This window comes from Streptomyces sp. SudanB52_2052 (assembly GCF_964272415.1).
Classification (GTDB): domain Bacteria; phylum Actinomycetota; class Actinomycetes; order Streptomycetales; family Streptomycetaceae; genus Streptomyces; species Streptomyces olindensis.
This window is the reverse complement of record NZ_OZ186796.1, coordinates 2,339,641-2,366,476: the sequence shown is the minus strand read 5'-3', so window position 1 is coordinate 2,366,476 and position 26,836 is coordinate 2,339,641. Positions and strand designations below refer to the sequence as shown.

Genomic DNA, 26,836 nt, shown 5'->3' with positions numbered 1-26,836 from the left:
GTCCGGCCATGCGCACAACTCCCCGCAGAACGCCCATTTCTTTCCGATAAGGCGTCAATTGCGACGGGGTGAGCGATCACCCTTTCGTGTGCTTTTCACCAAAGACCTCAAGGGAGTTGGAGACGGCGCCGACAAAGGATGCGTGAGTACCCTTGCGCACACCATGATGACCGCCGCCCGCTCCGCTGACTCCGGCCTCGCGAGCCCGGGCGAACTCGACCGCTACCCCTACGCCGAGGCGCCCGCCGTCGACCGTGTCGGGGCCCCTGCCTGGGACGGCGCGGACCCCGAGCTCGGCCGTGTGGGCCGACGAGCCGCGGGCAGCCGCGGACGCGGACTGCACGGCCAACTCGTCCAGCAACTCGGTCAGATGATCGTCTCCGGAGACCTGGGCGCCGACCGCCCACTCGTGCCGGAGGAGATCGGCCAGCGCTTCGAGGTCTCCCGCACCGTCGTCCGCGAGTCGCTCCGCGTCCTGGAAGCCAAGGGCCTGGTGAGCGCCCGACCGAACGTCGGCACGCGCGTGCGCCCCGTCAGCGACTGGAACCTCCTCGACCCGGACATCATCGAGTGGCGGGCCTTCGGGCCGCAGCGGGACGACCAGCGCCGGGAGCTGAGCGAGCTGCGCTGGACGATCGAGCCGCTCGCCGCCCGCCTCGCCGCCGGGCACGGGCGCGAGGACGTCCAGCAGCGTCTCGTGGACATGGTCGAGATCATGGGGCACGCGATGGCCCAGGGTGACGCGCTCACCTTCTCCCGTGCCGACTCCGAGTTCCACTCGCTGCTCATCCAGATCGCGGGCAACCGCATGCTGGAGCACCTCTCCGGGATCGTGTCCGCGGCCCTCCAGGTCTCGGGCGGCCCGGTCACCGGCTGTGACCGGCCGAACGAGACGTCGCTGGCGCACCACAGCCGCATCTGCGACGCCCTCGCCACCAGCGACGGAGCCGCGGCGGAGGCGGCGATGCGGCAACTCCTCACGGTCCACCCCGAGGTGGAACGGGTGGTGCCCGCCCCGCGCGAGCACTGACCGCGTTCCGCGGGCGGCGCGGCCGGGTGTGCCACCCCCCTCCTGTGGCAGTGCCCGATCGGTGAACCGCCTCCCGTCGGACCCCGCGGGATCTTCCGTGATCCCGCGGGGTCCGACGGCGCGAACAGGCCGTGGATGCGCCGGAGCGGCCGGTCGCAACCAAAGGTGACCGCCTCTGCCCGCGTCTGACCGTTTTTATTCGCTTACGGGGTGTGACTCGGGCCACGCAGATTGGGCGTAACGCTCGCGGGGAGAACGCGATGACCTAAGAGGTGACAGCCGCGGAGGGAATACGGACGCCGTTCATGGCGCTGTGCATCTTCCCGGCCCCCGCCCGCGCCGTCGGCCCATCCCCAAGCCGGCGGTCGGCTCCTGTCCCCTGTGGACGGTGCCGGAAGCCGTTTTCCAACGTTCCGAGAGGTTGTTCGTGTCGGCCAGCACATCCCGTACGCTCCCGCCGGAGATCGCCGAGTCCGTCTCTGTCATGGCGCTCATTGAGCGGGGAAAGGCTGAGGGGCAGATCGCCGGCGATGACGTGCGTCGGGCCTTCGAAGCTGACCAGATTCCGGCCACTCAGTGGAAGAACGTACTGCGCAGCCTCAACCAGATCCTCGAGGAAGAGGGTGTGACGCTGATGGTCAGTGCCGCAGAGCCCAAGCGCACCCGAAAGAGCGTCGCAGCGAAGAGTCCCGCCAAGCGCACCGCCACCAAGACGGTCGCGGCCAAGGCGGTGACCACCAGGAAGGCCACCGCCACCGCCACGCCGGCGGCGCCCGCCGCCGAGCCCGCTGCCGAGGAGGAGGCGCCCGCCAAGAAGGCGGCCGCCAAGAAGACCACCGCCAAGAAGGCGGCGGCGAAGAAGGCCCCCGCCAAGAAGACGGCGGCGGCCAAGAAGACCAGCGCCAAGAAGGACGACGTCGAGCTCCTCGAGGAGGAGGTGCTCGAGGAGGCAGCCCCCGGCAAGGCCGGCGAGGAGCCCGAGGGCACCGAGAACGCGGGCTTCGTGCTCTCCGACGAGGACGAGGACGACGCGCCCGCGCAGCAGGTCGCCGCTGCCGGTGCCACCGCCGACCCGGTCAAGGACTACCTCAAGCAGATCGGCAAGGTTCCCCTGCTCAACGCCGAGCAGGAGGTCGAGCTCGCCAAGCGCATCGAGGCGGGTCTGTTCGCCGAGGACAAGCTGGCCAACGCCGACAAGCTGGCGCCGAAGCTGAAGCGTGAGCTGGAGATCATCGCCGAGGACGGCCGCCGCGCCAAGAACCACCTGCTGGAGGCCAACCTCCGTCTGGTGGTCTCCCTGGCCAAGCGCTACACCGGTCGCGGCATGCTCTTCCTGGACCTCATCCAGGAGGGCAACCTCGGTCTGATCCGCGCGGTCGAGAAGTTCGACTACACCAAGGGCTACAAGTTCTCCACGTACGCCACCTGGTGGATCCGTCAGGCGATCACCCGCGCCATGGCCGACCAGGCTCGCACCATCCGTATCCCGGTGCACATGGTCGAGGTCATCAACAAGCTCGCGCGCGTGCAGCGCCAGATGCTCCAGGACCTGGGCCGCGAGCCCACCCCGGAGGAGCTGGCCAAGGAACTCGACATGACCCCGGAGAAGGTCATCGAGGTCCAGAAGTACGGCCGCGAGCCCATCTCGCTGCACACCCCGCTCGGCGAGGACGGCGACAGCGAGTTCGGTGACCTCATCGAGGACTCCGAGGCGGTCGTCCCGGCCGACGCGGTCAGCTTCACGCTCCTCCAGGAGCAGCTGCACTCCGTCCTGGACACCCTGTCCGAGCGCGAGGCGGGCGTCGTCTCGATGCGCTTCGGTCTCACCGACGGTCAGCCGAAGACCCTCGACGAGATCGGCAAGGTGTACGGCGTCACGCGTGAGCGCATTCGCCAGATCGAGTCCAAGACCATGTCGAAGCTGCGCCACCCGTCCCGTTCGCAGGTGCTGCGCGACTACCTCGACTAGTAGCGGTCGTACGACGCGGAAGGCCCGGTTCGCGAGGGGACCGGGCCTTCGTGCTGCCGCCTCTCCGCAGGTGCGCGGTGTCTCCGGGTGGATCACCCTGGGTGTCTTACCGACATCACGGAGTGAGGAGTGTGTATGCGTCGTCGCCTAGTCCGAGCCCTGGCCCGGTCGCTGGTCCTGGCAGCCGCGGCATCCGCCATATCCACGGGTTCCACCGCACCTGTGGCCGCCGACAGCGTGGTCATAGGGGGATTCCCCGTCGACGCGTCTCAGAGCCCGTGGACGGTGGCCCTGTCCAGTCGTGACCGGTTCGGGGGTACGCGTGCGGGGCAGTTCTGCGGAGGCGTGGCGGTCGGCCGCACCACCGTGCTCACCGCGGCCCACTGCATGGACGAAGACGTCCTGGGCGGGCCACCCGAACGGGTCCGTGACCTCAAGGTCATAGCGGGACGCACCGACCTGCTCTCGGACCACGGCGGTCAGGAGATCGCCGTGCGGGACACCTGGGTGAATCCGGCGTACGACGGTGTCAGCAACTTCGGGGACTTCGCCGTTCTGACCCTGGCCGAACCTCTTCCGGCCGGCTCGGTGATCGGCATGGCGGCCGACGGTGACCCCGCCTACGGAGTGGGCGGGGCCGCGACCGTGTACGGCTGGGGCGACACCTCGGGCGCCGGTGAGTACCCCGGCGGCCTGCGGGCGGCACTCGTGCGCGTGCTCCCCGATGCGCTCTGCGAGGACGCGTATCCGGGTGGTGCCGACGGCACCTACGACGCCAGGAGCATGCTGTGCGCCGGGGAGACGGGTGGGGGCCGGGATGCCTGCCAGGGCGACAGCGGGGGGCCGCTGGTGGCCCAGGGGCGGCTGATCGGGCTCGTCTCCTGGGGGACGGGCTGCGGACGGGCCGGCAGCCCCGGGGTCTACATGCGTGTGTCCGCCATCATGCGGACGCTCGGCTGGACACGGGTGTGAGGACGCGCGGCGGGCGCCCGACAGGGCCTGCCGAGGGTTTGTAGGGACGAGGACGGGCGGCTGCCTCTGAGGACAGAGGCAGCCGCCCGTTCAGCGGCCTGTGCCGGCTGGCTCGTCGTCGGACGCGAGGTGTCAGCGCTCTTCTTCGGAGGCGGTCGCGGGAACGGCCGTGAGCCGCTCCGTCTCGTCCTGTATCTCAGCGGCGATCTTCTTGAGTTCCGGCTCGAACTTGCGCCCGTGGTGGGCGCAGAAGAGCAGCTCTCCGCCGCTGAGCAGGACGACGCGCAGGTACGCCTGGGCGCCGCAGCGGTCGCAGCGATCAGCGGCCGTCAACTGGCTCGCAGGGGTCAGAACAGTAGTCACGTCGCCTCTTCTCTAGCTCGACGAGCTGTCGTACCAGGGTCAACATCCAACCAGCCCCAAAACGTTCCCGCTCGTGGCTTCTCCTCGAAAAAATCTTTGCGAGGCGGCTGTCTGCTGCCGGTTGGCGGCGAATGTGCCGTATTGCGTGTCTATGTGTCTTACGGGGCTTCGCGTTGTATCGGTGGTCGGTCCTCCCGGCTGGGTTGCCGGTTGTTCATGAGGACGTGCCCGGAGCCTAAATGGTTCATGCCTGGAAGGGAACGTGATGTGTACTTCACTCCATCGAGGGATCGAACACTCATGCGAGTGTGGACTAGTGTGAGTTTCCGACGAGGGTGGCGTTACAGCGGCTCTACCAGGCCTCGGTACCCTCTCACCGGTGACTCAAGTCGCGCCCTTACCCACGAGGGCCCCATCTGAAATTCAGCGAGGAGCGAACCGCGTGACCGCCGAGACGTCCGTGCCGTCCACAGCTCTGCTGGCAGGAGCAGACCGGGACGGTTCCAACTACACCGCGCGGCACCTGCTCGTCCTCGAGGGGCTCGAGGCCGTGCGGAAGCGCCCGGGCATGTACATCGGGTCGACCGACAGCCGCGGTCTGTCGCACTGCCTCTGGGAGATCATCGACAACTCCGTCGACGAGGCCCTCGGTGGTTACTGCGATCACATCGAGGTCATCCTCCACGACGACGGCTCGGTCGAGGTCCGGGACAACGGCCGGGGCATCCCCGTCGACGTCGAGCCCAAGACCGGCCTCTCCGGTGTCGAGGTCGTCATGACCAAGCTGCACGCCGGCGGCAAGTTCGGTGGCGGCTCGTACGCCGCCTCAGGCGGTCTGCACGGCGTCGGCGCCTCCGTGGTGAACGCTCTGTCCGCCCGCCTGGACGTCGAGGTGGACCGCGGCGGGCACACCCACGCGATCAGCTTCCGGCGCGGTGTCCCCGGCGCCTTCACCGCGACCGGTCCGGACGCCAAGTTCGAGGCCAAGAGCGGCCTGCGCAAGGCCAAGAAGATCCCCAAGACCCGTACCGGCACGCGCGTGCGTTACTGGGCCGACCGGCAGATCTTCCTCAAGGACGCCAAGCTCTCCCTGGAGACGCTGCACCAGCGTGCCCGCCAGACCGCGTTCCTGGTGCCCGGCCTGACCATCGTCGTGCGCGACGAGTACGGACTCGGCGAGGGCGGCAGCAAGGGCGAGGAGTCCTTCCGCTTCGACGGCGGCATCAGCGAGTTCTGCGAGTACCTGGCCGGCGACAAGCCGGTCTGCGACGTCCTCCGGTTCTCCGGACAGGGCACCTTCAGGGAGACCGTCCCGGTCCTGGACGAGCACGGCCAGATGACGCCCACCCAGGTCACCCGCGAGCTCGACGTCGACGTCGCCATGCGCTGGGGCACCGGATACGACACGACGGTGAAGTCGTTCGTCAACATCATCGCCACCCCCAAGGGCGGCACCCACGTCGCCGGCTTCGAGCAGGCCGTGACCAGCACGATGAACGAGGTGCTGCGGGCCAAGAAGCTCCTGCGCGTGGCCGAGGACGACATCGTCAAGGACGACGCCCTGGAGGGCCTGACCGCGGTCGTCACCGTGCGCCTGGCCGAGCCCCAGTTCGAGGGCCAGACCAAGGAGGTCCTCGGGACCTCGGCGGCCCGCCGCATCGTGAACAACGTGATCAGCAAGGAACTCAAGGCGTTCCTGACGTCCACGAAGCGTGACGCCGCCCAGCAGGCCCGTGTCGTCATGGAGAAGGCCGTCGCCGCGGCCCGGACGCGCATCGCCGCCCGGCAGCACAAGGACGCGCAGCGCCGCAAGACGGCCCTGGAGTCCTCCTCGCTGCCGGCCAAGCTCGCCGACTGCCGCAGCGACGACGTCGACCGCAGCGAGCTGTTCATCGTCGAGGGCGACTCCGCGCTCGGTACGGCGAAGCTCGCCCGGAACTCCGAGTTCCAGGCGCTGCTGCCGATCCGGGGCAAGATCCTCAACGTCCAGAAGTCGTCCGTGACGGACATGCTGAAGAACGCCGAGTGCGGCGCGATCATCCAGGTCATAGGAGCCGGCTCGGGCCGGACCTTCGACATCGACACGGCCCGCTACGGCAAGATCATCATGATGACCGACGCCGACGTCGACGGCTCGCATATCCGCACGCTGCTGCTGACCCTGTTCCACCGCTACATGCGGCCCATGGTCGAGGCCGGCCGGGTCTTCGCCGCTGTGCCGCCCCTGCACCGGATCGAGATCGTCCAGCCCAAGAAGGGCCAGGACAAGTACGTCTACACGTACTCCGACCGGGAACTGCGCGACAAGCTCATGGAGTTCCAGAGCAAGGGCATCCGCTACAAGGACTCGATCCAGCGCTACAAGGGTCTCGGTGAGATGGACGCCGACCAGCTGGCCGAGACGACCATGGACCCGCGCCACCGCACCCTGCGCCGGATCAACCTCTCCGACCTGGAAGCGGCCGAGCAGGTCTTCGACCTGTTGATGGGCAACGACGTGGCCCCGCGCAAGGAGTTCATCTCCAACTCCGCGGCGACGCTGGACCGGTCGCGCATCGACGCGTAACGACTGCGCGGGGCGGGTTGGACCGGCTGGGGCGTCGGCCTCCTGGGTCGCAGCCTGCCGTGGTCGGATGGTGCCGGCCCACGGCGTGAACGGCTCGTGGACATCGCCGTGCTGCTCCCGTTCAGGGGCGGCACGGCGATGTTCGTGCAGGGCGTTGCTCCTGGGCCCGGCAACCCCGGAACACGAGTACGGCTTCGCCGGTGCCCAGGGCGCGGCGATCCACCCCTGGGTGGAGATGCTCCCGGTCGGGGATCCACCCGTGATCCACCCGGGCTCCGATCCTGCGGCCTGGCGTTTTCCGTAGCGTCGAAGGCGTCGGCGGCATCCGCTTCCGGCATTCCCTTCCTCGCTCACGGAGGCTGTGATGTCCGGGCTCGTCGACGCGTTGGTGATCGTGGCCGTGGCCGCCCTGGTGATCGCCCGGCAGTTCCGCGCCGACCGGATGGACGGGGAGCGCCGCTGGTGGCTCCTGCCCGCGCTCCTGACCGTTGTCGCGCTGCGCGAGCCGGGCATACTCGATTCCCAGCACCCCACGGCCTCGGCGCTGCTGCTCGGCGCCGAACTGCTCGTCGGCCTTGCCACCGGCGCCGGCTGGGCCTGGACCACTCGCATCTGGTCGGACCCGGACGGCTCCGTCTGGTGCCGGAGCAGCAAGGCGAGCGCCGCCGTCTGGGCCGTCGGCATCGGACTGCGCGTCGGCCTGTTCTCCATCGGCGCCGCGGTGGGCGTCCATCAGGACAGCTCCGCCCTCCTGCTGGGGCTCGCCGGCACCCTGCTCGTCCGGTCCGGAATCCTGGCCTGGCGAGCCCGGTCCCTGCGCCCTACCGGGACTTCGAGCGGGGCGTACGGTGACAGCACGACTCGGCCCGCGGGGAAGGAGCGCGTGTGAAGGACAACGTCTGGACACGCTGGCCTTCCCAGGAGGCGCTGGGCCGTGAGGGGCTCTCACGCTCCCGGTGCCTGCTGGCCTGGACGGTGCGCGCCCTGGTCCTCGGCGTGCTGCTGTGGGGCGCCTTCGCCGACAGCCGGATGGGCGGCTGGAAGGCGGCGGCCGGGCCCGCAGGAGTGCTCCTGGCGGCACTGCTCGCGTGGGCGTTCTTCCGGACCACGCTCCAGCACCGGCTGTGGCCGTCGCTGGCGTCGCTCGCGCTGCTCCAAGGCGTCGCCGTCGCGGCGCAGATGTCGGGGTTCGAGGTGGCGGCCCTCGTCATATGGTGCGGCTGCGCCGTTTCGGCACTGGAGCGGCTGCCACCCGCCATCGCCTTCAGCGCCGCGGGCCTGGCACTCGGTTCGTACGGGCTCGTCAACGACAGCGACCCCCTGACGACCGTGGTCACCGGCGTCGGACTCGCCCTGGCCGGCTACACACTGCGCCTCGACGCCGAGGCGCGGGGCAGCGCCCAGCGGCTGCTCGCCCAGGAGCGGATCGCGCGCGCGGCCGAGGCGGAGACGGCGGCGCTCGCGGAGCGCGCCCGCATAGCGCGGGAGATCCACGACGTGCTCGCCCACAGCCTCTCGGCCCAACTCGTGCACCTGGAGGCGGCCCGGCTGCTGATCGAGCGCGGCGGCGAGCGCGATCAGATACGCGAACGCGTGGTGGCGGCACGGGAGATGGCACGTGGCGGCCTCGCCGAGACACGCCAGGCGCTCTCCGCCCTGCGCGGCGAGCTGACCCCGCTGGAGGACTTCCTGAACCAGTTGGTGGGTACGTCCGAGGGCGCGGAGATCACCATCACGGGTGAACGCAGGACACTGCCGGCCGAGGCCTCGCAGACCGTGCGCAGAGCGGCACAGGAGGCTCTGACGAACGTCCGCAAGCACGCCCCGGGCGCCAAGGTGCGCCTTCGGCTCGACTACCGACCGCACGAAGTGACCCTGGACGTACGGGACTCGGGCGGCTCGCCGGGCGAGCTGACCGGGACGGGCGCCGGGTACGGTCTGCTCGGCATGCGGGAGCGTGCCGAGCTGCTGGGCGGCTCGCTCGAGGCGGGGCCGGGCGAGGAGGGGTTCGTGGTGACGTTGAAGGTGCCGGTATGACGGAGGAGGCCGAGCGGAAAACCGCTCGGGTGGTGGTCGCGGACGACCAGACCGTGGTGCGGGAGGGCATCGTGATGCTGCTCGGCCTGCTGCCCGGAATCGAGGTCGTCGGGGCCGCGGAAGACGGGGAGGAGGCGGTGCGGCTGGTCGGCGAAGTCGCCCCGGACGTGGTGCTGATGGACCTGCGCATGCCCCGCTGCGACGGAGTGGAGGCGACCCGCAGAATCCGTAAGGAGCATCCCGGGACGCAGGTCGTGGTGCTCACGACGTTCGCCGACGACGACTCGCTGTTCCCGGCGCTGGCAGCGGGCGCGCGCGGTTATCTCACCAAGGACGCGGGCGGAGAGGAGATCGTGCGGGCGGTGCAGAGCGTGCTGTCCGGGGACGCGGGACTCTCGCCGAGCATCCAGAGACGGCTCCTGGAGCGCCTCACGGAGGCCGATCTCAGACCGACCGCGCCCCCGGAGGCGCCGGACGGGCTCACCGCGCGGGAGACGGAGGTGCTGATCCTCATCGCCGAAGGGCTCAGCAACCAGGAGATCGCCCGCAGGCTGCATGTCTCGACCGCGACTGTGAAGACGCACATCAACAACATGTTCACCAAGACGGGACTCAAGGACCGTGCGCAGGCGGTGCGTTACGCGTACGGAAAGGGGCTGGTGCGGCCACCAGCGGATTGAATCACCTGATGGGGTGAAGAGGGAGGGGAAGAAGAGTCGGGGATCTTCCCGTTCTGTCCATCCTTGGGCATGCAGCCAAGCAAGGGCCGTCCCCGCGGAGTCGGGGCTGGTCAGGAGAGTTCGATCGGGCCTTACGACCGTCAAGTCCCGGTCCCGGCCGAGGAAACCGGACAGCTGAGGTACGACGACCCCTGGTACGACGCCCTCGCCTCCGGCTGGGGCGAGTCGGCCGGTGCCGCGGCGCCCGCTCCGGCGAAGTCGCCGTCGGCGCGCGGTGAGGGGAAGGCCGGGGTCGTGGCGGCCGACGTGTACCTGGAGGTGCAGCGCAGCGAGGCCTTTCAGGAGGTCAGGCGGCGCTACCGCAGGTTCGTGGTGCCGGCCTTCGCGGCCTTCTTCGCCTGGTACCTGGGCTACGTGGTGGCTGCCACGACAGCACCGGAGCTGATGGCCCGGCCCGTGGCCGGAGCGGTGAACGTGGCGATGGTGGCCGGGCTCGGGCAGTTCCTGACCACCTTCCTGCTCACCTGGGCGTACGCGCGGAACGCGCGGCTTCGCCGGGACCGGGCGGCGCTGGAACTGCGCTGGGACACGCAGGAGCTGACGCGTGGCGTGAACGGAGGTGCCCCGTGACAGGTGAACACCAGACGCTGGCGCTGTTGCTGTTCAGCGCGTTCGTCGCGGTCACGCTGGCGATCACGACGTGGGTCAGCCGTCACCGGCGCGGCTCGGCGGAGGAGTTCTACGCCGGCGGGCGGCTCTTCTCACCCATGGAGAATGGTTTTGCCATCGCGGGCGACTACATGTCGGCCGCCTCCTTCCTGGGAGTGACCGGGCTCATCGCGCTGTTCGGGTACGACGGGCTGCTGTATGTCGTCGGATTCCTCGTGGCGTGGCTGGTGGTGCTGTTCCTCGTCGCCGAACTGGTCCGCAACTGCGGCCGGTTCACGCTCGCCGACGTCGTGGCGGCGCGGATGCGGGAGCGGCCGGTACGGATCGCGGCGGGAACCTCCTCGGTGACCGTGTCGGTTCTGTATCTGGTGGCGCAGATGGTCGGAGCCGGAAGCCTGGTGGCGCTGCTGCTCGGAGGTACGAGCGGGGCGGCGCGGGCGTGGGCGGTCGTCGGCGTCGGGGCGCTCATGGTGATCTATGTGACGCTGGGAGGGATGCGGGCGACCACCTGGATCCAGATCGTCAAGGCCGTCCTGCTGCTCGGCGGCACCATCGCGCTGACGGCGCTCGTCCTGGTGCGCTTCCACGGCGATCTGGACCGGCTGCTGCTCACGGCGGCGGAGCGAAGCGGGCACGGGGAGGCGTTTCTGGCGCCGGGGCTGAAGTACGGAGGGGACTGGACCGCCCGTTTCGACTTCATCAGTCTGGGGCTGGCCCTGGTGCTGGGGACGGCGGGGCTGCCGCACATCCTGTCCCGCTTCTACACCGTGCCCACGGCGCGCGCTGCACGTCGCTCGGTCGTCTGGGCCGTGGGGCTCATCGGCGGCTTCTATCTTATGACGATCGTGCTGGGATTCGGCGCGGCCGCCATCGTGGGGCCGGACGCGGTGCGCGGGTCGAACGCGGCCGGGAACACGGCGGTTCCGTTGCTGGCGCTCGATCTGGGCGGTGGTGCCGGGTCCACAGGGGGAACGGTTCTGTTCGCGATCGTCGCCTCGGTCGCCTTCGCCACGATCCTCGCCGTGGTCGCCGGCATCACGCTCGCGTCCTCGGCGTCCGTGGCCCACGACCTCTACGCGTCCCTGCGCCGCCGGGGTGGCAAGCCGCGCAGCGAGGTGGCCGTGGCCCGGGTCGCCGCCGTCGGCGTCGGCGTGGTGGCGATCGCTCTCAGCCTGCTGGCCAGGGACCTCAACGTCGCGTTCCTGGTGGGCCTCGCCTTCGCGGTCGCCGCGTCGGCGAACCTCCCGGTGCTGCTGTACTCCCTGTTCTGGCGCGGTTTCACCACACGCGGCGCCGTCTGGGCCGTCTACGGCGGTCTCGTTCCGGCCCTGGTGCTGGTGGTGCTGTCGCCGGTGGTGTCGGGCAGCCCCGACTCGCTGTTCCCGGGCGTCGACCTCCAGTACTTCCCGCTGCAGAACCCGGGCCTGATCTCGATCCCCTTGGGCTTCCTCGCGGGCTGGCTGGGCACGGTCACCTCGGCGGAGGTCCCGGACGAGGCCCGGCACGCGGAGACCGAGGTGCGGTCGCTGACCGGGGCGGGAGCGGCGTAAGGGCCCCGGTCCACTGTCGTGCGGCGGCTACGGCGCCACCCAGGCGTAGCGGTGCTCCGGCCGGCCCGTGTCGCCGTACCGGAGGGAGAGGCGCAGTCGGCCGGACTGTTCCAGGCGGCGCAGGTAGCGCTGGGCTGTGGAGCGGCTCAGGCCGGTCTCGGCGGCGACCTCGTGCGCGGAGAGCGGGTGGTCCGCGTGGTGCAGGACACGGCAGATGAGTTCCGTGGTGGGCTCCGAGTGACCGCCCGGCAGACTCGGGGACGTCGACACCGAGGTGGTGCGCAGCGCGCTGAAGATCCGGTCGACCTGCTCCTGTGCGGCGATGCCGCGGCCGCTGCCGACCCGTTCGACGGTGCGGCGCAGGGCGGCGTAGGAGTCGAGACGGGTGTGCAGCGCGGCGAAGGTGAAGGGTTTGACCAGGTAGTGCAGGGCGCCCAGGCGCATGGCGGCCTGGATGGTCGTCACGTCCCCGGCCGCTGTGATCATGATGACGTCGGTGCCGTGGCCCTGGTCCCGCATGCGGTGGACGAGTTCGAGGCCCGTCTGGTCGGGTAGGTAGTGGTCCAGCAGCATCAGGTCGATGCCTCCGCGCTGCACCCGCGCCAGCGCCTGAGCAGCGCTGTGCGCGCGGGCGGCCACCCGGAAGCCGGGTACTTTCCCCACGTACTTGGCGTTGATCTCGGCGACACGGAAGTCGTCGTCCACGACCAGGACGTCAATCATCGGGCCTCTTTCCGTCAAGGCCACGCGGGCGTCACGCCCGTGTTTCGGCTCCGTTGTTGTAACCCGCGGAAAACGAGCACAACAGGCCCTTGCGAGCAAAAGAACGGTATGCGCTCACAAGACTGATGCCGCCTCCGGAACCGGATCTACCGTCCCCGGCCATGAGCGCAGACACCAGCCCCGCCATCGAACTGCGGGGCGCGAGCAAGACGTTCAGGACCCCGTCGGGAGGCCTGCACACAGCCGTCCGGGACCTGGATCTCACGGTCGGCCGGGGGGAGTTCGTCGCGGTCGTCGGCCCCACGGGCTGCGGCAAGTCGACCACGCTGACCCTGGTCAGCGGCCTGGAGGAGCCCACCGAGGGCGAGGTGCTGGTCGCCGGTGAGCCGGTGCACGGCGTCGGTGACAAGGTCGGCTTCGTCTTCCAGCAGGACGCGACCTTCCCCTGGCGCACGGTCCTGTCCAACGTGATGGCGGGCCCGCGCTTCAGGGGCGTGCCCAAGGCGGAGGCGAAGCGGAGCGCGAGCGAGTGGCTGGCCCGGGTCGGACTCGCGGCCTTCGAGGACCGCTATCCGCACCAGCTCTCCGGCGGCCAGCGCAAACGCGTCGCACTCGCCGCCACTTTCGTCAACGACCCCGAGATCCTGCTCATGGACGAGCCGTTCTCGGCGCTCGACGTGCAGACCAGGGCGCTGATGTCGGACGAACTGCTCGACCTGTGGGAAGGCACGCGCGCCTCGGTCGTCTTCGTCACCCACGACCTGGAGGAGTCCATCGCGCTGGCCGACAAGGTCGTGGTGATGACCGCCGGACCGGCCACCGTGAAGGAGACCTTCACCATCGACCTGCCACGGCCGCGGAAGGTCGAGGCGGTGCGCCTGGAGCCGCGTTTCATCGAGATCTACCGAGAGATCTGGGAGTCCCTCGGCGAAGAGGTGCGCATCACCCGCGAGAGGGGTGCGGCCCATGTCGCCTGAGGTGATCGGCGCACCGGTGGTGGAGACGGCCAAGGCACCGGACCGCACCCAGTCGCGGGCCCGTGCCGCGCGTCGGCGGAAAGTCCTCATCAACGCCGTCCGGGTCCTGCTGCTGGTCGGTGTCCTCGGACTGTGGGAGGCGCTGTCCCGGGCCAAGGTCATCGATCCGTTCAACTTCTCCATGCCCTCCCAGATCTGGGACCAGATCTACACCTGGGTGACGCACGGGACCGCGCTCGGCTCCCTGGGCGAGCAGATCTGGTACACGCTCTACGAGGCACTGCTCGGCTGGGTCCTCGGTGTGGTCACCGGTGTCATCCTCGGTATTGCGCTGGGACGGATCACCTTGCTCGCCGATGTCCTTGGTCCATACATCAAGGTGCTCAACTCGATCCCCAGGATCGTCCTCGCGCCGATCTTCGTGATCTGGTTCGGGCTCGGCCCGGCCTCCAAGGTCGCGTCGGCCGTCGTCCTGGTCTTCTTCCCGGTGTTCTTCAACGCCTTCCAGGGCGCCCGCGAGGTGGACCGCAACCTCGTCTCCAATGCCAGGATCCTGGGCGCGAGCGACCGCAGGGTGACCCTTCAGGTGGTCATCCCGTCCGCCACCTCGTGGATCTTCACCAGCCTCCACGTCAGCTTCGGCTTCGCCCTCATCGGCGCCATCGTCGGCGAGTACATCGGCGCCACCAAGGGCATCGGCCTGCTCGTCGCGCAGTCCCAGGGCACCTTCAACGCGGCCGGGGTGTACGCGGCGATGGTGATCCTCGCCGTCGTCGCGCTTCTCGCCGAAGGGCTGCTCACCTTCACCGAGCGCCGCATCTTCCGCTGGAAGCCCGCGGGTTCCGAGCACTGACGTTCCCTCTACGCCCCTTCCCGTTCTCCCCTTCACAAGGACGTGAACCGCCATGCGCAAGACCGCCCGCTACGCCGCCCTGGCCGCCGCCGGCCTGCTCGCCCTCTCCTCGCTCACCGCCTGTGCCAACGACGCCGCCGGTACGGCGTCGACCGGCTCCGGCGGCTCCGGCGACGGCAAGGGCGAGAAGGTGAAGATCATGGTCGGCGGCCTGGACAAGGTCATCTATCTGCCCGCGATGCTCACCCAGCGGCTCGGCTACTTCGACGCCGAGGGGCTCGACGTTCAGCTGCTGACCGAGCCCGCCGGCGTCCAGGCCGAGACCGCGCTCGTCTCCGGGCAGGTCCAGGGAGCCGTCGGCTTCTACGACCACACCCTCGACCTCCAGACCAAGGGCAAGCACATCGAGTCGGTGGTGCAGTTCTCCCGCGCCCCAGGTGAGGTGGAGCTGGTCTCCGAAAAGGCGGCGGGCGACATCACCTCGCCCAAGGACTTCAAGGGCAAGAAGCTGGGCATCACCGGGCTGGGCTCCTCGACCGACTTCCTCACCAAGTACCTCGCCGTCAAGAACGGCGTGAAGATCAGCGACTTCACGCCGGTCGCGGTGGGCGCCGGGCCGACCTTCATCTCCGCGCTGCAGAAGGGCTCGATCGACGGCGGCATGACGACCGACCCGACCGTGGCCCAGGTCCTCGACAAGAAGGCGGGCCGGATCCTCCTCGACATGCGAACGCCGCAAGGCTCCCAGGAGGCGCTCGGAGGTCCGTATCCGTCGTCGAGTCTGTACATGCAGACGGACTGGGTGAACAGCCACAAGAGCACGGCCCAGAAGCTGGTCAATGCATTCGTCAAGACACTCATGTGGATGTCCACACACAGCGCGTCCCAGATCGCCGACAAGATGCCGGCCGACTACTCGCAGGGCGACAAGGCGCTCTACGCCCAGGCGATCAAGAGCACTCTGCCGATGTTCACCAAGGACGGCGTGATGCCCGCGGGCGGTCCCGAGACGGTCGAGAAGGTGCTCAAGGCGTTCAACCCCAACATCAAGAACGCCAAGATCAACCTGGACCAGACCTACACGACCGAGTTCGCGAAGAAGGCCACAGGCTGACAGCCGGGACGGCCCGGAGCCGACCGTCTAGGCGCGGGTCGCCCACACGTAACGGTGCTCCGGGCGGCCCGCGTCGCCGTACTTGAGGGTCAGCCTGGCCCGTCCCGTGCGTTCCAGGAGCTTCAGGTACCGCTGGGCCGTCTGGCGGCTCACCCCGGTGCGCTCGGCGATCTCCTGGGCGGACAGGGGGCCGTCGGCGCTCATCAGGGACTGACGGACCAGCTCGGCCGTGGTGGGGGAGTGCCCCTTGGGCAGAGCGGGCTCCGACGGTGCCGACAGTGCCCCGAAGATGCGGTCCACCTCGGCCTGCTCGGCCTCCCCGCCGCCGTCGAGGGTGCGCCGCAGCTCGGCGTAGGCCTCCAGCTTGGCGCGCAGCCCGGCGAAGGCGAACGGCTTGACCAGGTACTGCAGCGCGCCGTGCCGCATGGCCGCCTGCACGGTGGACACGTCCCGCGCCGCCGTCACCATGATGACGTCGGTCTGGTGGCCGCGCCGCCGCATCTCCTGGACGACCGCGAGCCCCGTCTCGTCGGGCAGGTAGTGGTCCATGAGCACCAGGTCCAGCCGGGGCAGCGTCTCCAGCTGACGCAGTGCGTCGGCGGCGCTGTGGGCCTCGCCCGCGACATGGAAGCCGGGCACCTTCTCGACGTAGGCGGCGTTGACCCGGGCGACCCTCGTGTCGTCGTCCACGACCAGGACCTCGATCATCACGACTCCTCCTCGGCGGCCCGCGGAGCCGACGGCACGGTCAGGGCCGGTTCGGGGCCCGGCTCGGTCAGCGCCTCGGGCAGGACGACGGTGAACTCCGCGCCCCCGCCGTGCGCCTCGCCGACGGTCGCGCTGCCCCCCTGCCGCTCGGCGAGCCTGCGCACCAGGGAGAGCCCGATGCCCCGCTCCCGGTGCGCCGGCGGTTTCTTCGTGGACCATCCCTCGGTGAAGACCAGCTCCCGGTGTTCCGGCGGGATCCCCGGCCCCGTGTCGCGGACGCGGAGAATCGCCGTACGTCCCTCGGCGCGCAGTTCGACCTCCACGCGCGCGTGCGGCTTGCCCGCGACGGCGTCCAGGGCGTTGTCCACCAGGTTGCCGACGACGGTGACGAGCCCCTGGGGGTCGATCAGCCGGTCGGGCAGGCGGGTCCGGTCCGACACCCACAGGGCGACGCCCCGCTCGGCCGCGACGGTCGCCTTGCCGACCAGCAGGGCGGCGAGCAGCGGGTCCTCGATCCGCTCGGTGACCTGCTCCGCGGTGGCCCGGTGGTCACCGACCACCTCGCCTACGAACTCCACGGCGTCGTCGTACATCTCCAGTTCGAGCAGCCCCAGCAGCGTGTGCATCCGGTTGGCGTGTTCGTGGTCCTGGGCGCGCAGGGCGTCGATCAGACCGCGGGTGGAGTCGAGTTCGCGTCCCAGCTGCTCCAGTTCGGTGCGGTCGCGCAGGGTGGCCACGGCGCCGCCGTCGTCCGTGGGCATGCGGTTGGCGACGAGCACGCGCTGGCCGCGGACGGTGAGCAGGTCCCTGCCGGCGACGCGTCCGGCCAGCACGTCGGCCGTACGGCCCGCGCCGAGCGCCTCGTCGGGTGTGCGGCCCACCACCGCGTCCCCGAGGCCCAGCAGGCGCTGTGCCTCGTCGTTGACGAGACGGATGCGGCCGGTGCGGTCCAGGGCGACGACGCCCTCCCGGATGCCGTGCAGCATCGCCTCGCGTTCCGACAGGAGCGCCGCGATGTCCGAGAAGGCGAGGTCCCTGGTCTGCCGGTGGACGCGCCGGGAGATGAGCCACGCCGCCAGCGCGCCGACGGCCAGGGCACCTCCGGCGTACGCGAGCAGCCCCGGGATCGCGTGGATCAGCCGGGCCCGGACGCTGTCGTAGGCGATGCCGACCGAGACGGCGCCGACGACGGTGCCGTCACTGTCGCGCAGCGGCACCTTGCCCCGGGCGGAACGGCCGAGAGTGCCGCTGTCGATCTCCATGACCTCGTGGCCGGCCAGGGCCTGCCCCGGGTCGGTCGAGACGATGCCGCCGATCTGCTTCGGATCGGTGTGCGACCAGCGCACACCTCGCCAGTCCATCACCACGATGTACTCGGCCTTGGTGGCCTTGCGGATCCGCTCCGCCTCCTTCTGCACCGGACCGTCCGGCGAGGGCGGTGTGTCCCTCAGGTCCTTCACGAGGTCCGGCTGCTGCGCGGTCGTCTGCGCGATCGCGAGCGCGCGGCGCATCGCCTGGTCGTCCAGCTGGTCACTGAGGGGTGCCAGGAACAACCCGGTCGCGAGGACCGCGACTCCCGCGGCGATCGCCACCTGCATCAGCAGCACCTGCGAGAACACCCGCCGGGGCAGACCGAGGCGCAGGCGGCGTGCGGGGGGAGTGGGGCTCATACCCAAGAAGGTACGTGCGGCTGCCTGGCTGCCGTAACGGGTGTGGCGTGGATCTCTTGATCAATGCGTGCAGAGGGCGCATCGACGTCCGGGAAGTCGGCGTCAAGGGTGGACGGATGACGGCGGTGCCCGTGGCGTCGGCCGTCAGCTCGCCAGTGCCGTCGTCACCCTGGCCTCGCGCACCGCCACCACGTCCATCCGCGCGGGTGAACCGAGGACCGCCGTCCCACAGCTCTCCGGGCGGGGCGGCAGGCCCGCGGCCTGGGCCACGTCGACGTGCCAGCGACGCCCGTCGGTGTGGGCGACGGTGACCTCCCAGCACGGAGCCGCACCCGCCGTGCGGACGACGGTCAGCGCCTCCGCCGCGTAGTCGCCGATCCTGGTGCGCACGGCGAGCTCGGCGGCTTGGCCGGGCCGTTCCCAGGCCGAGCTGCCCCGGCAGCCCTCCAGGACGATCCGTCCCTCGCGCGCACTGTGCAGCACCTCCTTGAGGGTGTGCGCCTCGGCCCGGCCGTACGCGTAGCCGTACGGCAGCACGAGCACCGTCGGGGAGAAGCGGTGGCCACCCAGATGGGTGACCTCCCAGACGCCCTCGACCCCTGACGTGGCGAGTTCGGCCGCGAGGGGCCGGCCGAGGAGGGCGCAGCAGCGGTCGCGCTTGCCGTTGGTGCAGACAAGGGCGAGCGGGTCACCGTCGTGCGGGCGTCCGCCGAGCAGCGCGTCGAAGGAGTGGTGGTCGCCCCGGCCGAGTGCGGCGAAGTCGAGGTCCAACAGCTGCCCCGGATCCGATGTCGTGGCGCTGCGCAGCCATACGTTCCCCGGCACGGTGTGGGCCGCGTACACCCGGCGCGTGGCGGGCATGCGGCGGTCCGCGTGGCGCCCGGGGCGCCGGATGAGCACGATCCGGACGCCCGTGTCCTTCGCGGCCGCCTCCAGGGCGCGCCCCAGCGCGGGGTCCAGGTGGCTCGAGGTGAGCGCCTTGGCACCCCACGGGCCGGGCTGTTCCAGCAACAGCCAGGTCCTCGCGGTGGCCGCGGTCCCCGCGACGGGCTCGTCGAGGTCCCGCGAGACGCTTGAGCACGTACTCACAGAGGTGAGCCTAACCTGAGTTGGCTGATGGCTCCTGCGGGGCCCGCCCTTACCTACTCCGGCAGTGGCTGAGGCGGCTTGGCGCCTGTGTAGAGACCGCTCGGGCGCATGCGCATCGGGCGTTCGCCGTACTCCTCCAGGGCGTGGGCGATCCAGCCCGCCGTGCGGGCCACGGCGAAGATCGTCTCGCCCGCGGTCGCGGGCATGCCGCAGGACGTCGTGAGCACGGCGAGCGCCAGGTCGACGTTGGCGTGCAGTGGGGCGTGACGGGCCGTGGTCTCGACGATGTCGCGGGCCGCGAGGAGGGCGGGCTCGGCCTTGGGGATGTCCTCCAGAACGGCGAAGAGGGCACGCGCGCGTGGGTCCTCGCCGGGGTAGAGCCGGTGGCCGAGTCCCGGGATGCGGCGCCCGGCGCGCAGTTCGCCCGCGATCACGGGGGCCGGGTCGCCCTGGTCGAGGACGTCCTGGAGCAGTCGGTGGGCGAGTCCGCTGGCCGCGCCGTGCAGCGGCCCCTCAATGACGCCGAGCCCGGCGGAGACCGCCGCGTAGGCGTGGGCACGGGCCGACGCGGCGACCCGCACCGCGAGTGTGGAGGCGGCCAGGTCGTGATCGACCAGGAGGGCGAGGGCGGTGTCCAGGGCGCGCAGGGACGCCTCACCGGGCTCCCGACGGGACAGCCGGCACCACAGGCGGTGGGCCAGCGGGCCCGTGTCGGCGCGGTCCCGGCCCACTGCCGGCAGGGCGGCGACGAGTGTGGGGATGAGGGTGCGCGCGGTGCCGAGGACGGCGCCTTCGGAGAGGTCGAAGCGGAGGGGGTCGGCGGTCGCGGCGGCGGTCGTCGCGACCCGCAGCAGGTCGGCGGGCGCCGCGTGTTCGGGCAGTGCCTCGACGGCACGGCGGGCGACGGCGACGGAGGTCGCGGGCGCGGTGAACGCGCTGCCCGGGCGCATCCGGCCGGTCCACAGCCACTCGGCGACCTCCTCGTAGCTGTGCCGGGTGGCCAGTTCGACCGCGTCGACGCCGCGGTAGTAGTAGCGGTCGCTCTCGATGAGCGTGAGGCGGGTCCGTACGGAGAGCTCGCCGCCGGAGCCGGAACCGCCCGCGCTCTCCCGCCGGTTGCGCCGGGCGAGCGCCTCGACCTCCCTGGCGTCGAAGGTGCTGCCCCGGCCCCCGGCCACGCGGCGGCTGCTGAGCTGGCCGCGGCTCACGTACGCGTACACGGTCTCCGGTTTCACACCGAGCAGCTCGGCGGCCTCCTTGGTGCTCAGTCGCCGTTCCGCGTCGAGGGGGGCGGGCTCTTGATCGCGCATGGGGCTCACCGTATCCGCCTAGCAGAGCATTGAGTGATGTATTGATTCAATCAATGTTGACATAGCTCAAGTCAAGCATGGACAGTCGAATCAAGTCCAGGGAGGAAGACATGTCCGTCAACAGGTCCGCAGCCACTCTCCTCGAAGCGCCGCGAGGGCTCGCCGGGGTCGTCGTCACCGACACCCGGATCGGTGACGTCCGCGGTCTCGAGGGCTTCTACCACTACCGGCAGTACTCGGCCGTCGACCTCGCGCGGACCCGCGGGTTCGAGGACGTCTGGCACCTGCTCGTGCACGGTGATCTGCCGGACGCCGGGCGGAGCGTGGCCTTCGCCGCGGAGACCGCCGCGCTGCGGCGGCTGCCCGACGAGGTCCGGGCGGCCCTGCCGGCCATCGCGGCCGCCGGCGGACGCTCCGGCCCGCTCGCCGGGATGCGCACGGCCCTGTCGCTGCTGGGCGCGGCCAAGGGCTTCCGCCCCGTGTACGACATCGACGCCGAGCGGCGCCGGCAGGACACCCTCGAGGCTGCCGCCGCCGTGCCCACCCTGCTCACCGCCCTGCACCGGCTGGGGAAAGGGCTCGACCCGGTGGAGCCGCGCGAGGATCTCTCCTATGCGGCGAACTACCTGTACATGTTGACGGGGTCGGTGCCGACCGACCAGCACGCCCGGGCGATCGAGCAATACCTGATCTCAACCATTGATCACGGATTCAACGCTTCAACGTTCACGGCCCGGGTCATCGCGTCCACCGGCGCGGACGTGGCGGCGTGCCTCGCCGGTGCGGTGGCGGCCCTGTCGGGGCCGTTGCACGGCGGTGCGCCCAGCCGAGCGCTGGACACCCTGGACGCGATCGGCACTCCGGACCGTATCGACTCCTGGGTGCGGCAGCGTGTGCTCGCCGGTGAGCGCATCATGGGCTTCGGGCATGCGATCTACCGCACGGAGGACCCCCGGTCCCGGATGCTGCGCGAGGTCGCCCAGACGTTCGGTGGTCCCCGGGTGGACTTCGCCGTCGAGGTCGAGCGCCACGTCGAGGCGATACTGGCGGAGCTGAAGCCCGGTCGGGAACTCCACACCAACGTCGAGTACTACGCGGGCGTGGTCATGGAGCTCTGCGGCCTGCCCCGCGAGATGTTCACACCGACGTTCGCCGCCGCGCGCGTGGTGGGCTGGAGCGCCAACATCCTGGAGCAGGCGGAGGAAACGAAGATCATCCGGCCGGTGGCGCGCTATGTCGGGCCTGAGGCGCCGGCGCCCGTGCCCGCCTGACAGGAGACACAGCGGCCCGGCACCTCCTGGTGCCGGGCCGCGGCGTCGATTCGACGGGGGCCGACGGGATCAGGCGTCGGGAATGTCGGCCTTGGCGTCGATGAGGGTCTTCCGCGTGACCACGACGATGCGCTCGTAGTCGGCCCGGGACGCGTCGGCGGGGAGCTTGCCGTCGAGTTCTTCGGTGAGGTCCGTTCCGATCACAGCGAACCTGCCGTCTGACAGCTCGAAGATGTCGGGGCAATTGGCACCTGTCGCACTGCCCCGCGCGCTGGGAGGGGTGCCAATCCGACGGATGATGTGGCTCACTGTTCTGGCGTTCCTTTTGATCTCGAGGCTTGGTGCGCACTGTAGCCTGCGGTGCGATGCGGCCCTGTGGGGCCGCGGCCTCGACAACCGGGCGGCGTGGAGCGGCGGTTCGGCGGTGGTCGACCCGGTTCGCGGGATGCGCAGTAGTCAACCGTGTTGGCACCTGGGCAAACGCACCGGTTTATGGGTTCGTTACCGCCCAGGCGTGTGATGCGTCCAGGAGAGTGATCCGCGAGGTACGGCGCTTACGGCGGGGAGCCCGGACGGGGCTGATGGGGCCTGTGCGACATCCACTCGGCGCCGCACCCGGGACCGGCGACGGACCTGACCCCGAACCCCGGCCCCGGCCCCGGCCCAGGACCGAACCTGAACCCGGCCCCGAACCCCGCCCCCGGCTACTCGGCCGGCGGTTCCCCCACCACCCACCACTCGTCGCTGTCCGCCTCCTCCAACTGCCCGAGGAGATCGTCGACCATGCGTCCGACCCGCGCCTCCTCCGACGTGCCGACGAGGGTGGCCCGATGCGGGCGGGAGGCGTACCAGTACTCGCGGAAGATCGGGTTCTGCAGCATGCTCCGGGCGAAGCCGAAGAACTCCTCCCGGGTCATGTTGCCCATGCGGTAGTAGCACAGGGCGTTGGTGTAGAGGGCGTTGGCGAAGAGGAACTGGCGGAGCTTTCCGGGCGGCACGGTCCCGTCGTAGGCGTCGAGCACATCGGCCAGCTCCGGGTCGTCCATCGCCTTGCTCAGCAACTCCCAGTGCAGCCGCTGCTGGTGGGCGAAGTTGGTCCGGCGTTGGGACTGCGCGGCCTCCTCCAGGTGCTCGATCCGGGCACGCAACGCATGGAGCCTGGGCCACTGCACGGCCAGGGCGACGACGGTGCCCGCCGCCAGGCCGATTCCGGCCGAGGCGGTGGCCCTCAGTCCTCGCATCGCAAAATTCTGTGTGGCCATGTCAACCCCCGATTCAGACGGCCGTCCGCCGGTCGTCGGGGTGCGGGTCGACTGGAGGGGACCGGCGCGCGGTGGGCGGCGCTTTCCGTCTCCCAGAGTGCCGAGCGGCTCTGATCGGCGGGGAGGCGGAGGAGAGGCGCACGGAGGGAAGCGAGGGTCGCACAAACCGGCGCCATGCCCAACGTCTGCCCCGCGAGTGCTGCTAACAATCGTTCACTTCGTCGCGTTCTGAGGCTCGTATCCTGGGGCGGCATCCCCATTTCCTCCGTGTGCCGGGAACGCGAGCCGGTGCACGCGTCGGCGTGAGAGAGGTCGCACGGTGAGTCAGCGGAGCCCGGAACCGCAGCAGATCCCGGTCGTCGTCCTGGCCGGATTCCTCGGCTCGGGAAAGACCACGCTGCTCAATCACCTGCTCCACCGCAGCGGTGGCAGCCGGATCGGCGCGATCGTCAACGACTTCGGGGCCATCGAGATCGACGCGATGGCCGTGGCCGGAGCGCTCGGCGACTCCACGGTCTCGCTCGGCAACGGGTGCCTGTGCTGTGCCGTCGACGCGAGCGAGCTGGACCAGTACCTGGAGCGGCTCGCGGAGCCGTCCCTCGGCATCGACGTGATCGTCATCGAGGCCAGCGGTCTCGCCGAGCCGCAGGAACTGGTGCGGATGGTGCTCGCCAGCGAGCATCCGCGGATCGTGTACGGCGGGCTCGTCGAGGTCGTCGACGCCGCCGAGTTCGACGACACCCGAGCCCGGCACCCCGAAATCGACCGGCATCTCGCGCTGGCCGATCTGGTCGTGGTCAACAAGGTGGACCGTGCGGCGGACGGCGAACGCGTCCTCGGGCTCGTCCGGTCCCTCGTCGACGGCGCCGCCGTCGTCCCGGCCTCCTACGGCCGGATCGACCCCGAGTTCCTCTTCGACTGCCGGCCGAGCGAGGAGCGCATCGGGCAGCTGTCCTTCGACGACCTGCACGAGCACGGCGAGGACGACGACCACGCCGGGCACCTGCACAGCAGCTACGACAGCCTGTCGTTCACCTCGGCGCAGCCCCTCGACCCGCGTCGGCTGATGGAGTTCCTCGACAGCCGTCCCCAGGGGCTGTACCGGATCAAGGGGTACGTCGACTTCGGCCCGCACGACGTCCGGAACCGTTACGGCGTCCATGCCGTCGGCCGGTTCCTGCGCTTCTACCCGGAGCCCTGGCCGGCCGGCGAGGAACGCCTCACGCAGCTGGTCCTCATCGGATCCGGCATCGACGCCCCCGCCCTCGACAAGGAACTCGACGCGTGCCGGAGCGACGCCCCGCACGCCGACGAGCACGGCATGTGGGGCGTCCTGCGGTACGTACGGGACCCCGACGAGGATCCCGCCGGGCCGGCCTAGACCGGTCCGGCCACCACCGCCACCGTCTTGGCCAGCGAGACACCCGAGCCGTCGCGGCGCGGGTCGATCTCCGGCAGGTCGGCCGGGCTGCCGTTCTTCTGGGCGGCGAGAGCGGGAGCGGGGCCCGCCCAGGCCAGGGACAGGCAGTCCTCGCCCTTCAGGAACCGCTGGCAGCGGACGCCACCCGTGGCGCGACCCTTGCGCGGGTACTGGTCGAACGGGGTCAGCTTGGCCGTCGTCTGGACGGAGTCGTCCAGCGTGCCCCGCGAGCCCGCGACGGTGAAGACGACGGCGTCCGCCGCCGGGTCCACCGCCGTGAACGAGATGACCTTCGCGCCCTCGGAGAGCTTGATGCCGGCCACACCGCCGGCCGGGCGGCCCTGCGGGCGGACCTGGGACGCCTGGAAGCGCAGCAGCTGGGCGTCGTCGGTGATGAAGACCAGGTCCTCCTCGCCCGTGCGCAGCTCCACCGCGCCGACGATCCGGTCGCCCTCCTTGAGGGTGATCACTTCCAGCTCTTCCTTGTTGGCCGGGTAATCGGGCACCACGCGCTTCACCACGCCCTGGGCCGTGCCGAGCGCCAGGCCGGGCGAGGACTCGTCGAGCGTGGTCAGGCAGACCACCGTCTCGTCGTCCTCCAGGGAGACGAACTCCGCCAGCGGGGCGCCTCCCGCGAGGTTCGGCGTCGGCATCGACTCCGGGAGCTGGGGCAGGTCGATCACGTTGATCCGCAGCAGCCGGCCCGCTGAGGTGACCGCGCCGATCTCGCCGCGCGCGGTGGCCGGCACCGCCGAGACGATCACGTCGTGCTTCACGCGCTTGGCGGCGGCGTCCTCGGCGAACGGCTCGCCGTTGGCCGTACGGGCCAGCAGACCCGTCGAGGACAGCAGCACCCGGCACGGGTCGTCGGCCACCTGCAGCGGCACGGCGGCGACCGGGGCGCCGCCCGACTCCAGCAGGACCGTACGCCGGTCGGTGCCGAACTTCTTGGCGACCGTGGCCAGTTCCGACGAGACCAGCTTGCGCAGCTCCGCGTCCGAGTCGAGGATCCGGGTCAGTTCCTCGATCTCCGCGTTGAGCCGGTCCTTCTCCGTCTCCAGTTCGATGCGGTCGTACTTGGTCAGGCGCCGCAGCGGCGTGTCCAGGATGTACTGCGTCTGCACCTCGCTCAGCGAGAACTGCTCCATCAGGCGCTGCTTCGCCTGCGCGGAGTTCTCACTGGAGCGGATCAGCCGGATGACCTCGTCGATGTCCAGCAGGGCCGTCAGCAGACCCTCGACCAGGTGCAGCCGGTCGCGCTTCTTGCCGCGGCGGAACTCCGAACGCCGCCGTACGACGGTGAAGCGGTGGTCGAGATAGACCTCCAGCAGCTCCTTGAGGCCCAGCGTGAGCGGCTGGCCGTCCACCAGGGCGACGTTGTTGATGCCGAAGGACTCCTCCATCGGCGTCAGCTTGTACAGCTGCTCCAGCACCGCCTCCGGCACGAAACCGTTCTTGATCTCGATGACCAGGCGCAGGCCGTGCTCCCGGTCGGTGAGGTCCTTGACGTCGGCGATGCCCTGGAGCTTCTTCGAACCGACCAGGTCCTTGATCTTGGCGATGACCTTCTCCGGGCCGACCGCGAAGGGCAGCTCGGTGACGATGAGGCCCTTGCGGCGGGCCGTCACCTGTTCCACGGCGACGGTCGCCCGCATCTTGAACGTGCCGCGGCCCGTCTCGTAGGCGTCCCGGATGCCGGACAGGCCGACGATGCGGCCGCCGGTCGGCAGGTCGGGGCCCGGCACGTGCTTCATCAGGGCGTCGAGGTCCGCGTTCGGGTGCCTGATCAGGTGCCGGGCGGCGGCGATGACCTCGCGCAGGTTGTGCGGCGGCATGTTCGTCGCCATGCCGACCGCGATGCCCGAGGCGCCGTTGACCAGCAGGTTCGGGAAGGCGGCGGGCAGCGCCGCCGGCTCCTGCTCCTGGCCGTCGTAGTTGGGGTTGAAGTCGACGGTGTCCTCGTCGATCGACTCCGTCATCAGGCTGGTCGCCTCGGCCATCCGGCACTCGGTGTACCGCATGGCGGCCGGCGGGTCGTCGTTGCCCAGCGAGCCGAAGTTGCCGTGGCCGTCGACCAGGGGGACGCGCATCGAGAAGGGCTGGGCCATGCGCACCAGGGCGTCGTAGATCGACGCGTCGCCGTGCGGGTGCAGCTTGCCCATGACCTCGCCGACGACACGGGCGCACTTCACGTAGCCCCGCTCGGGGCGCAGGCCCATCTCGTTCATCTGGTAGACGATGCGGCGGTGCACCGGCTTGAGGCCGTCACGGGCGTCCGGCAGGGCGCGGGAGTAGATGACCGAGTACGCGTACTCGAGGAAGGAGCCCTGCATCTCGTCGACGACGTCGATGTCGAGGATCCTCTCCTCGTACGAGTCGTCGGGCGGCGGGGTCTTCGTGCTGCGGCGGGCCATCGCTGCCGGCTCCTTGCTGAAGCGTGAACGAGATCTGACGCCGACCATTGTGGACCGACGCACTGACAACCGGGACCAGGACCCGGCCTCCGGCCGCCGCACCCCGTCCGGCACGCGCCACCGGCTCTCGCTCTCCGCGTACCCCGCCCGGGAACTTCACCGGCGGTTCGCACGCTTGCATACAGTGGC

The 26,836-nt window shown here is 70.4% G+C and carries 23 protein-coding genes; 14 read left to right on the top strand and 9 right to left on the bottom strand.

Going from position 1 to position 26,836, the window contains the following annotated elements; all coding sequences use genetic code 11:
• Positions 1-142: 142 nt before the first annotated feature.
• The 3 genes from ACSUPV_RS10275 to ACSUPV_RS10265 all read left to right on the top strand — a co-directional run bounded on the left by ACSUPV_RS10275 (position 143) and on the right by ACSUPV_RS10265 (position 3,971).
• Positions 143-1,030 carry a FadR/GntR family transcriptional regulator gene (locus ACSUPV_RS10275; RefSeq protein WP_436947356.1) on the top strand — a complete coding sequence of 296 codons (888 nt, stop codon included), beginning with the start codon at positions 143-145 and terminating at the stop codon, positions 1,028-1,030.
• Between the two features lie 427 nt (positions 1,031-1,457).
• Positions 1,458-2,999 carry an RNA polymerase sigma factor gene (locus ACSUPV_RS10270; RefSeq protein WP_031116898.1) on the top strand — a complete coding sequence of 514 codons (1,542 nt, stop codon included), beginning with the start codon at positions 1,458-1,460 and terminating at the stop codon, positions 2,997-2,999.
• 135 nt (positions 3,000-3,134) lie between these two features.
• Entirely contained in the window at positions 3,135-3,971 is an 837-nt protein-coding gene (locus tag ACSUPV_RS10265) for a S1 family serine peptidase (protein WP_436947355.1), read from the top strand.
• Positions 3,972-4,103: 132 nt separating this feature from the next.
• Here the strand turns inward: ACSUPV_RS10265 and ACSUPV_RS10260 are convergent, their stop codons facing one another.
• Positions 4,104-4,334 carry a DUF7455 domain-containing protein gene (locus tag ACSUPV_RS10260; RefSeq protein WP_031116896.1) on the bottom strand — a complete coding sequence of 77 codons (231 nt, stop codon included), beginning with the start codon at positions 4,332-4,334 and terminating at the stop codon, positions 4,104-4,106.
• Positions 4,335-4,776: 442 nt separating this feature from the next.
• Between ACSUPV_RS10260 and ACSUPV_RS10255 the strand changes: the two genes are divergently transcribed.
• The 6 genes from ACSUPV_RS10255 (at position 4,777) to ACSUPV_RS10230 (ending at position 11,836) form a co-directional block, all read left to right on the top strand.
• The gene (locus tag ACSUPV_RS10255) at positions 4,777-6,900 is read left to right on the top strand and encodes a DNA gyrase/topoisomerase IV subunit B (RefSeq protein ID WP_031116895.1); all 2,124 of its coding nucleotides are present in this window, start codon (positions 4,777-4,779) and stop codon (positions 6,898-6,900) included.
• Between the two features lie 364 nt (positions 6,901-7,264).
• Positions 7,265-7,789 (top strand): DUF1453 family protein, encoded by a 525-nt coding sequence (locus tag ACSUPV_RS10250; RefSeq protein ID WP_037761603.1) that lies wholly within the window; start codon positions 7,265-7,267, stop codon positions 7,787-7,789.
• Complete coding sequence (locus tag ACSUPV_RS10245; RefSeq protein ID WP_436947354.1) at positions 7,786-8,937, top strand: sensor histidine kinase; 1,152 nt, start codon at positions 7,786-7,788, stop codon at positions 8,935-8,937. Before ACSUPV_RS10250 ends, ACSUPV_RS10245 begins: the two co-directional genes overlap by 4 nt.
• The gene (locus tag ACSUPV_RS10240; RefSeq protein WP_031116891.1) at positions 8,934-9,617 is read left to right on the top strand and encodes a response regulator transcription factor; all 684 of its coding nucleotides are present in this window, start codon (positions 8,934-8,936) and stop codon (positions 9,615-9,617) included. Before ACSUPV_RS10245 ends, ACSUPV_RS10240 begins: the two co-directional genes overlap by 4 nt.
• Positions 9,618-9,686: 69 nt before the next feature.
• Entirely contained in the window at positions 9,687-10,247 is a 561-nt protein-coding gene (locus ACSUPV_RS10235; protein WP_037761611.1) for a DUF485 domain-containing protein, read from the top strand.
• Complete coding sequence (locus ACSUPV_RS10230) at positions 10,244-11,836, top strand: solute symporter family protein (protein ID WP_359789380.1); 1,593 nt, start codon at positions 10,244-10,246, stop codon at positions 11,834-11,836. Before ACSUPV_RS10235 ends, ACSUPV_RS10230 begins: the two co-directional genes overlap by 4 nt.
• A 27-nt stretch (positions 11,837-11,863) precedes the next feature.
• Here ACSUPV_RS10230 and ACSUPV_RS10225 read toward each other — a convergent pair whose 3' ends face one another.
• Complete coding sequence (locus tag ACSUPV_RS10225; protein WP_031116888.1) at positions 11,864-12,559, bottom strand: response regulator; 696 nt, start codon at positions 12,557-12,559, stop codon at positions 11,864-11,866.
• A 161-nt stretch (positions 12,560-12,720) separates the two neighbouring features.
• On the opposite strand from ACSUPV_RS10225, the gene ACSUPV_RS10220 reads away from it, so the two are divergent.
• The 3 genes from ACSUPV_RS10220 to ACSUPV_RS10210 are packed head-to-tail and all read left to right on the top strand — an operon-like array spanning position 12,721 to position 15,503.
• Positions 12,721-13,536, top strand: a complete 816-nt coding sequence (locus ACSUPV_RS10220) for an ABC transporter ATP-binding protein (RefSeq protein ID WP_436947353.1) — start codon at positions 12,721-12,723, stop codon at positions 13,534-13,536.
• Entirely contained in the window at positions 13,526-14,389 is an 864-nt protein-coding gene (locus ACSUPV_RS10215; RefSeq protein ID WP_436947352.1) for an ABC transporter permease, read from the top strand. The genes ACSUPV_RS10220 and ACSUPV_RS10215 overlap by 11 nt, the downstream gene beginning before the upstream one ends.
• Before the next feature lie 52 nt (positions 14,390-14,441).
• Positions 14,442-15,503, top strand: a complete 1,062-nt coding sequence (locus ACSUPV_RS10210; RefSeq protein WP_436947351.1) for an ABC transporter substrate-binding protein — start codon at positions 14,442-14,444, stop codon at positions 15,501-15,503.
• Positions 15,504-15,530: 27 nt separating this feature from the next.
• Here the strand turns inward: ACSUPV_RS10210 and ACSUPV_RS10205 are convergent, their stop codons facing one another.
• The 4 genes from ACSUPV_RS10205 to ACSUPV_RS10190 all read right to left on the bottom strand — a co-directional run bounded on the left by ACSUPV_RS10205 (position 15,531) and on the right by ACSUPV_RS10190 (position 20,280).
• A complete protein-coding gene (locus ACSUPV_RS10205; RefSeq protein WP_031116884.1) occupies positions 15,531-16,211 on the bottom strand; it encodes a response regulator in 681 nt (226 codons plus the stop codon).
• Complete coding sequence (locus ACSUPV_RS10200; protein WP_031116883.1) at positions 16,211-17,881, bottom strand: ATP-binding protein; 1,671 nt, start codon at positions 17,879-17,881, stop codon at positions 16,211-16,213. Before ACSUPV_RS10200 ends, ACSUPV_RS10205 begins: the two co-directional genes overlap by 1 nt.
• 144 nt (positions 17,882-18,025) lie before the next feature.
• Positions 18,026-18,970: a sucrase ferredoxin gene (locus tag ACSUPV_RS10195; RefSeq protein WP_436947350.1), complete on the bottom strand. Its 945-nt coding sequence runs from the start codon at positions 18,968-18,970 to the stop codon at positions 18,026-18,028.
• Positions 18,971-19,023: 53 nt separating this feature from the next.
• Positions 19,024-20,280 (bottom strand): citrate synthase, encoded by a 1,257-nt coding sequence (locus ACSUPV_RS10190; protein ID WP_436947349.1) that lies wholly within the window; start codon positions 20,278-20,280, stop codon positions 19,024-19,026.
• A gap of 110 nt (positions 20,281-20,390) precedes the next feature.
• On the opposite strand from ACSUPV_RS10190, the gene ACSUPV_RS10185 reads away from it, so the two are divergent.
• A complete protein-coding gene (locus ACSUPV_RS10185; protein ID WP_031116880.1) occupies positions 20,391-21,551 on the top strand; it encodes a citrate synthase/methylcitrate synthase in 1,161 nt (386 codons plus the stop codon).
• 69 nt (positions 21,552-21,620) lie between these two features.
• Here ACSUPV_RS10185 and ACSUPV_RS10180 read toward each other — a convergent pair whose 3' ends face one another.
• Both ACSUPV_RS10180 and ACSUPV_RS10175 read right to left on the bottom strand, forming a co-directional pair.
• Complete coding sequence (locus tag ACSUPV_RS10180) at positions 21,621-21,860, bottom strand: hypothetical protein (protein ID WP_031116879.1); 240 nt, start codon at positions 21,858-21,860, stop codon at positions 21,621-21,623.
• A gap of 395 nt (positions 21,861-22,255) precedes the next feature.
• The gene (locus ACSUPV_RS10175) at positions 22,256-22,792 is read right to left on the bottom strand and encodes a DUF6082 family protein (RefSeq protein WP_359789400.1); all 537 of its coding nucleotides are present in this window, start codon (positions 22,790-22,792) and stop codon (positions 22,256-22,258) included.
• 340 nt (positions 22,793-23,132) lie between these two features.
• Here ACSUPV_RS10175 and ACSUPV_RS10170 point away from each other — a divergent pair, with 340 nt between their 5' ends.
• Positions 23,133-24,194 carry a CobW family GTP-binding protein gene (locus ACSUPV_RS10170; RefSeq protein WP_382610930.1) on the top strand — a complete coding sequence of 354 codons (1,062 nt, stop codon included), beginning with the start codon at positions 23,133-23,135 and terminating at the stop codon, positions 24,192-24,194.
• Here the strand turns inward: ACSUPV_RS10170 and ACSUPV_RS10165 are convergent.
• Positions 24,191-26,647, bottom strand: a complete 2,457-nt coding sequence (locus ACSUPV_RS10165) for a DNA gyrase/topoisomerase IV subunit A (protein ID WP_031116876.1) — start codon at positions 26,645-26,647, stop codon at positions 24,191-24,193. The two genes, ACSUPV_RS10170 and ACSUPV_RS10165, sit on opposite strands and share 4 nt — an antisense overlap.
• Between the last annotated feature and the right edge of the window lie 189 nt (positions 26,648-26,836).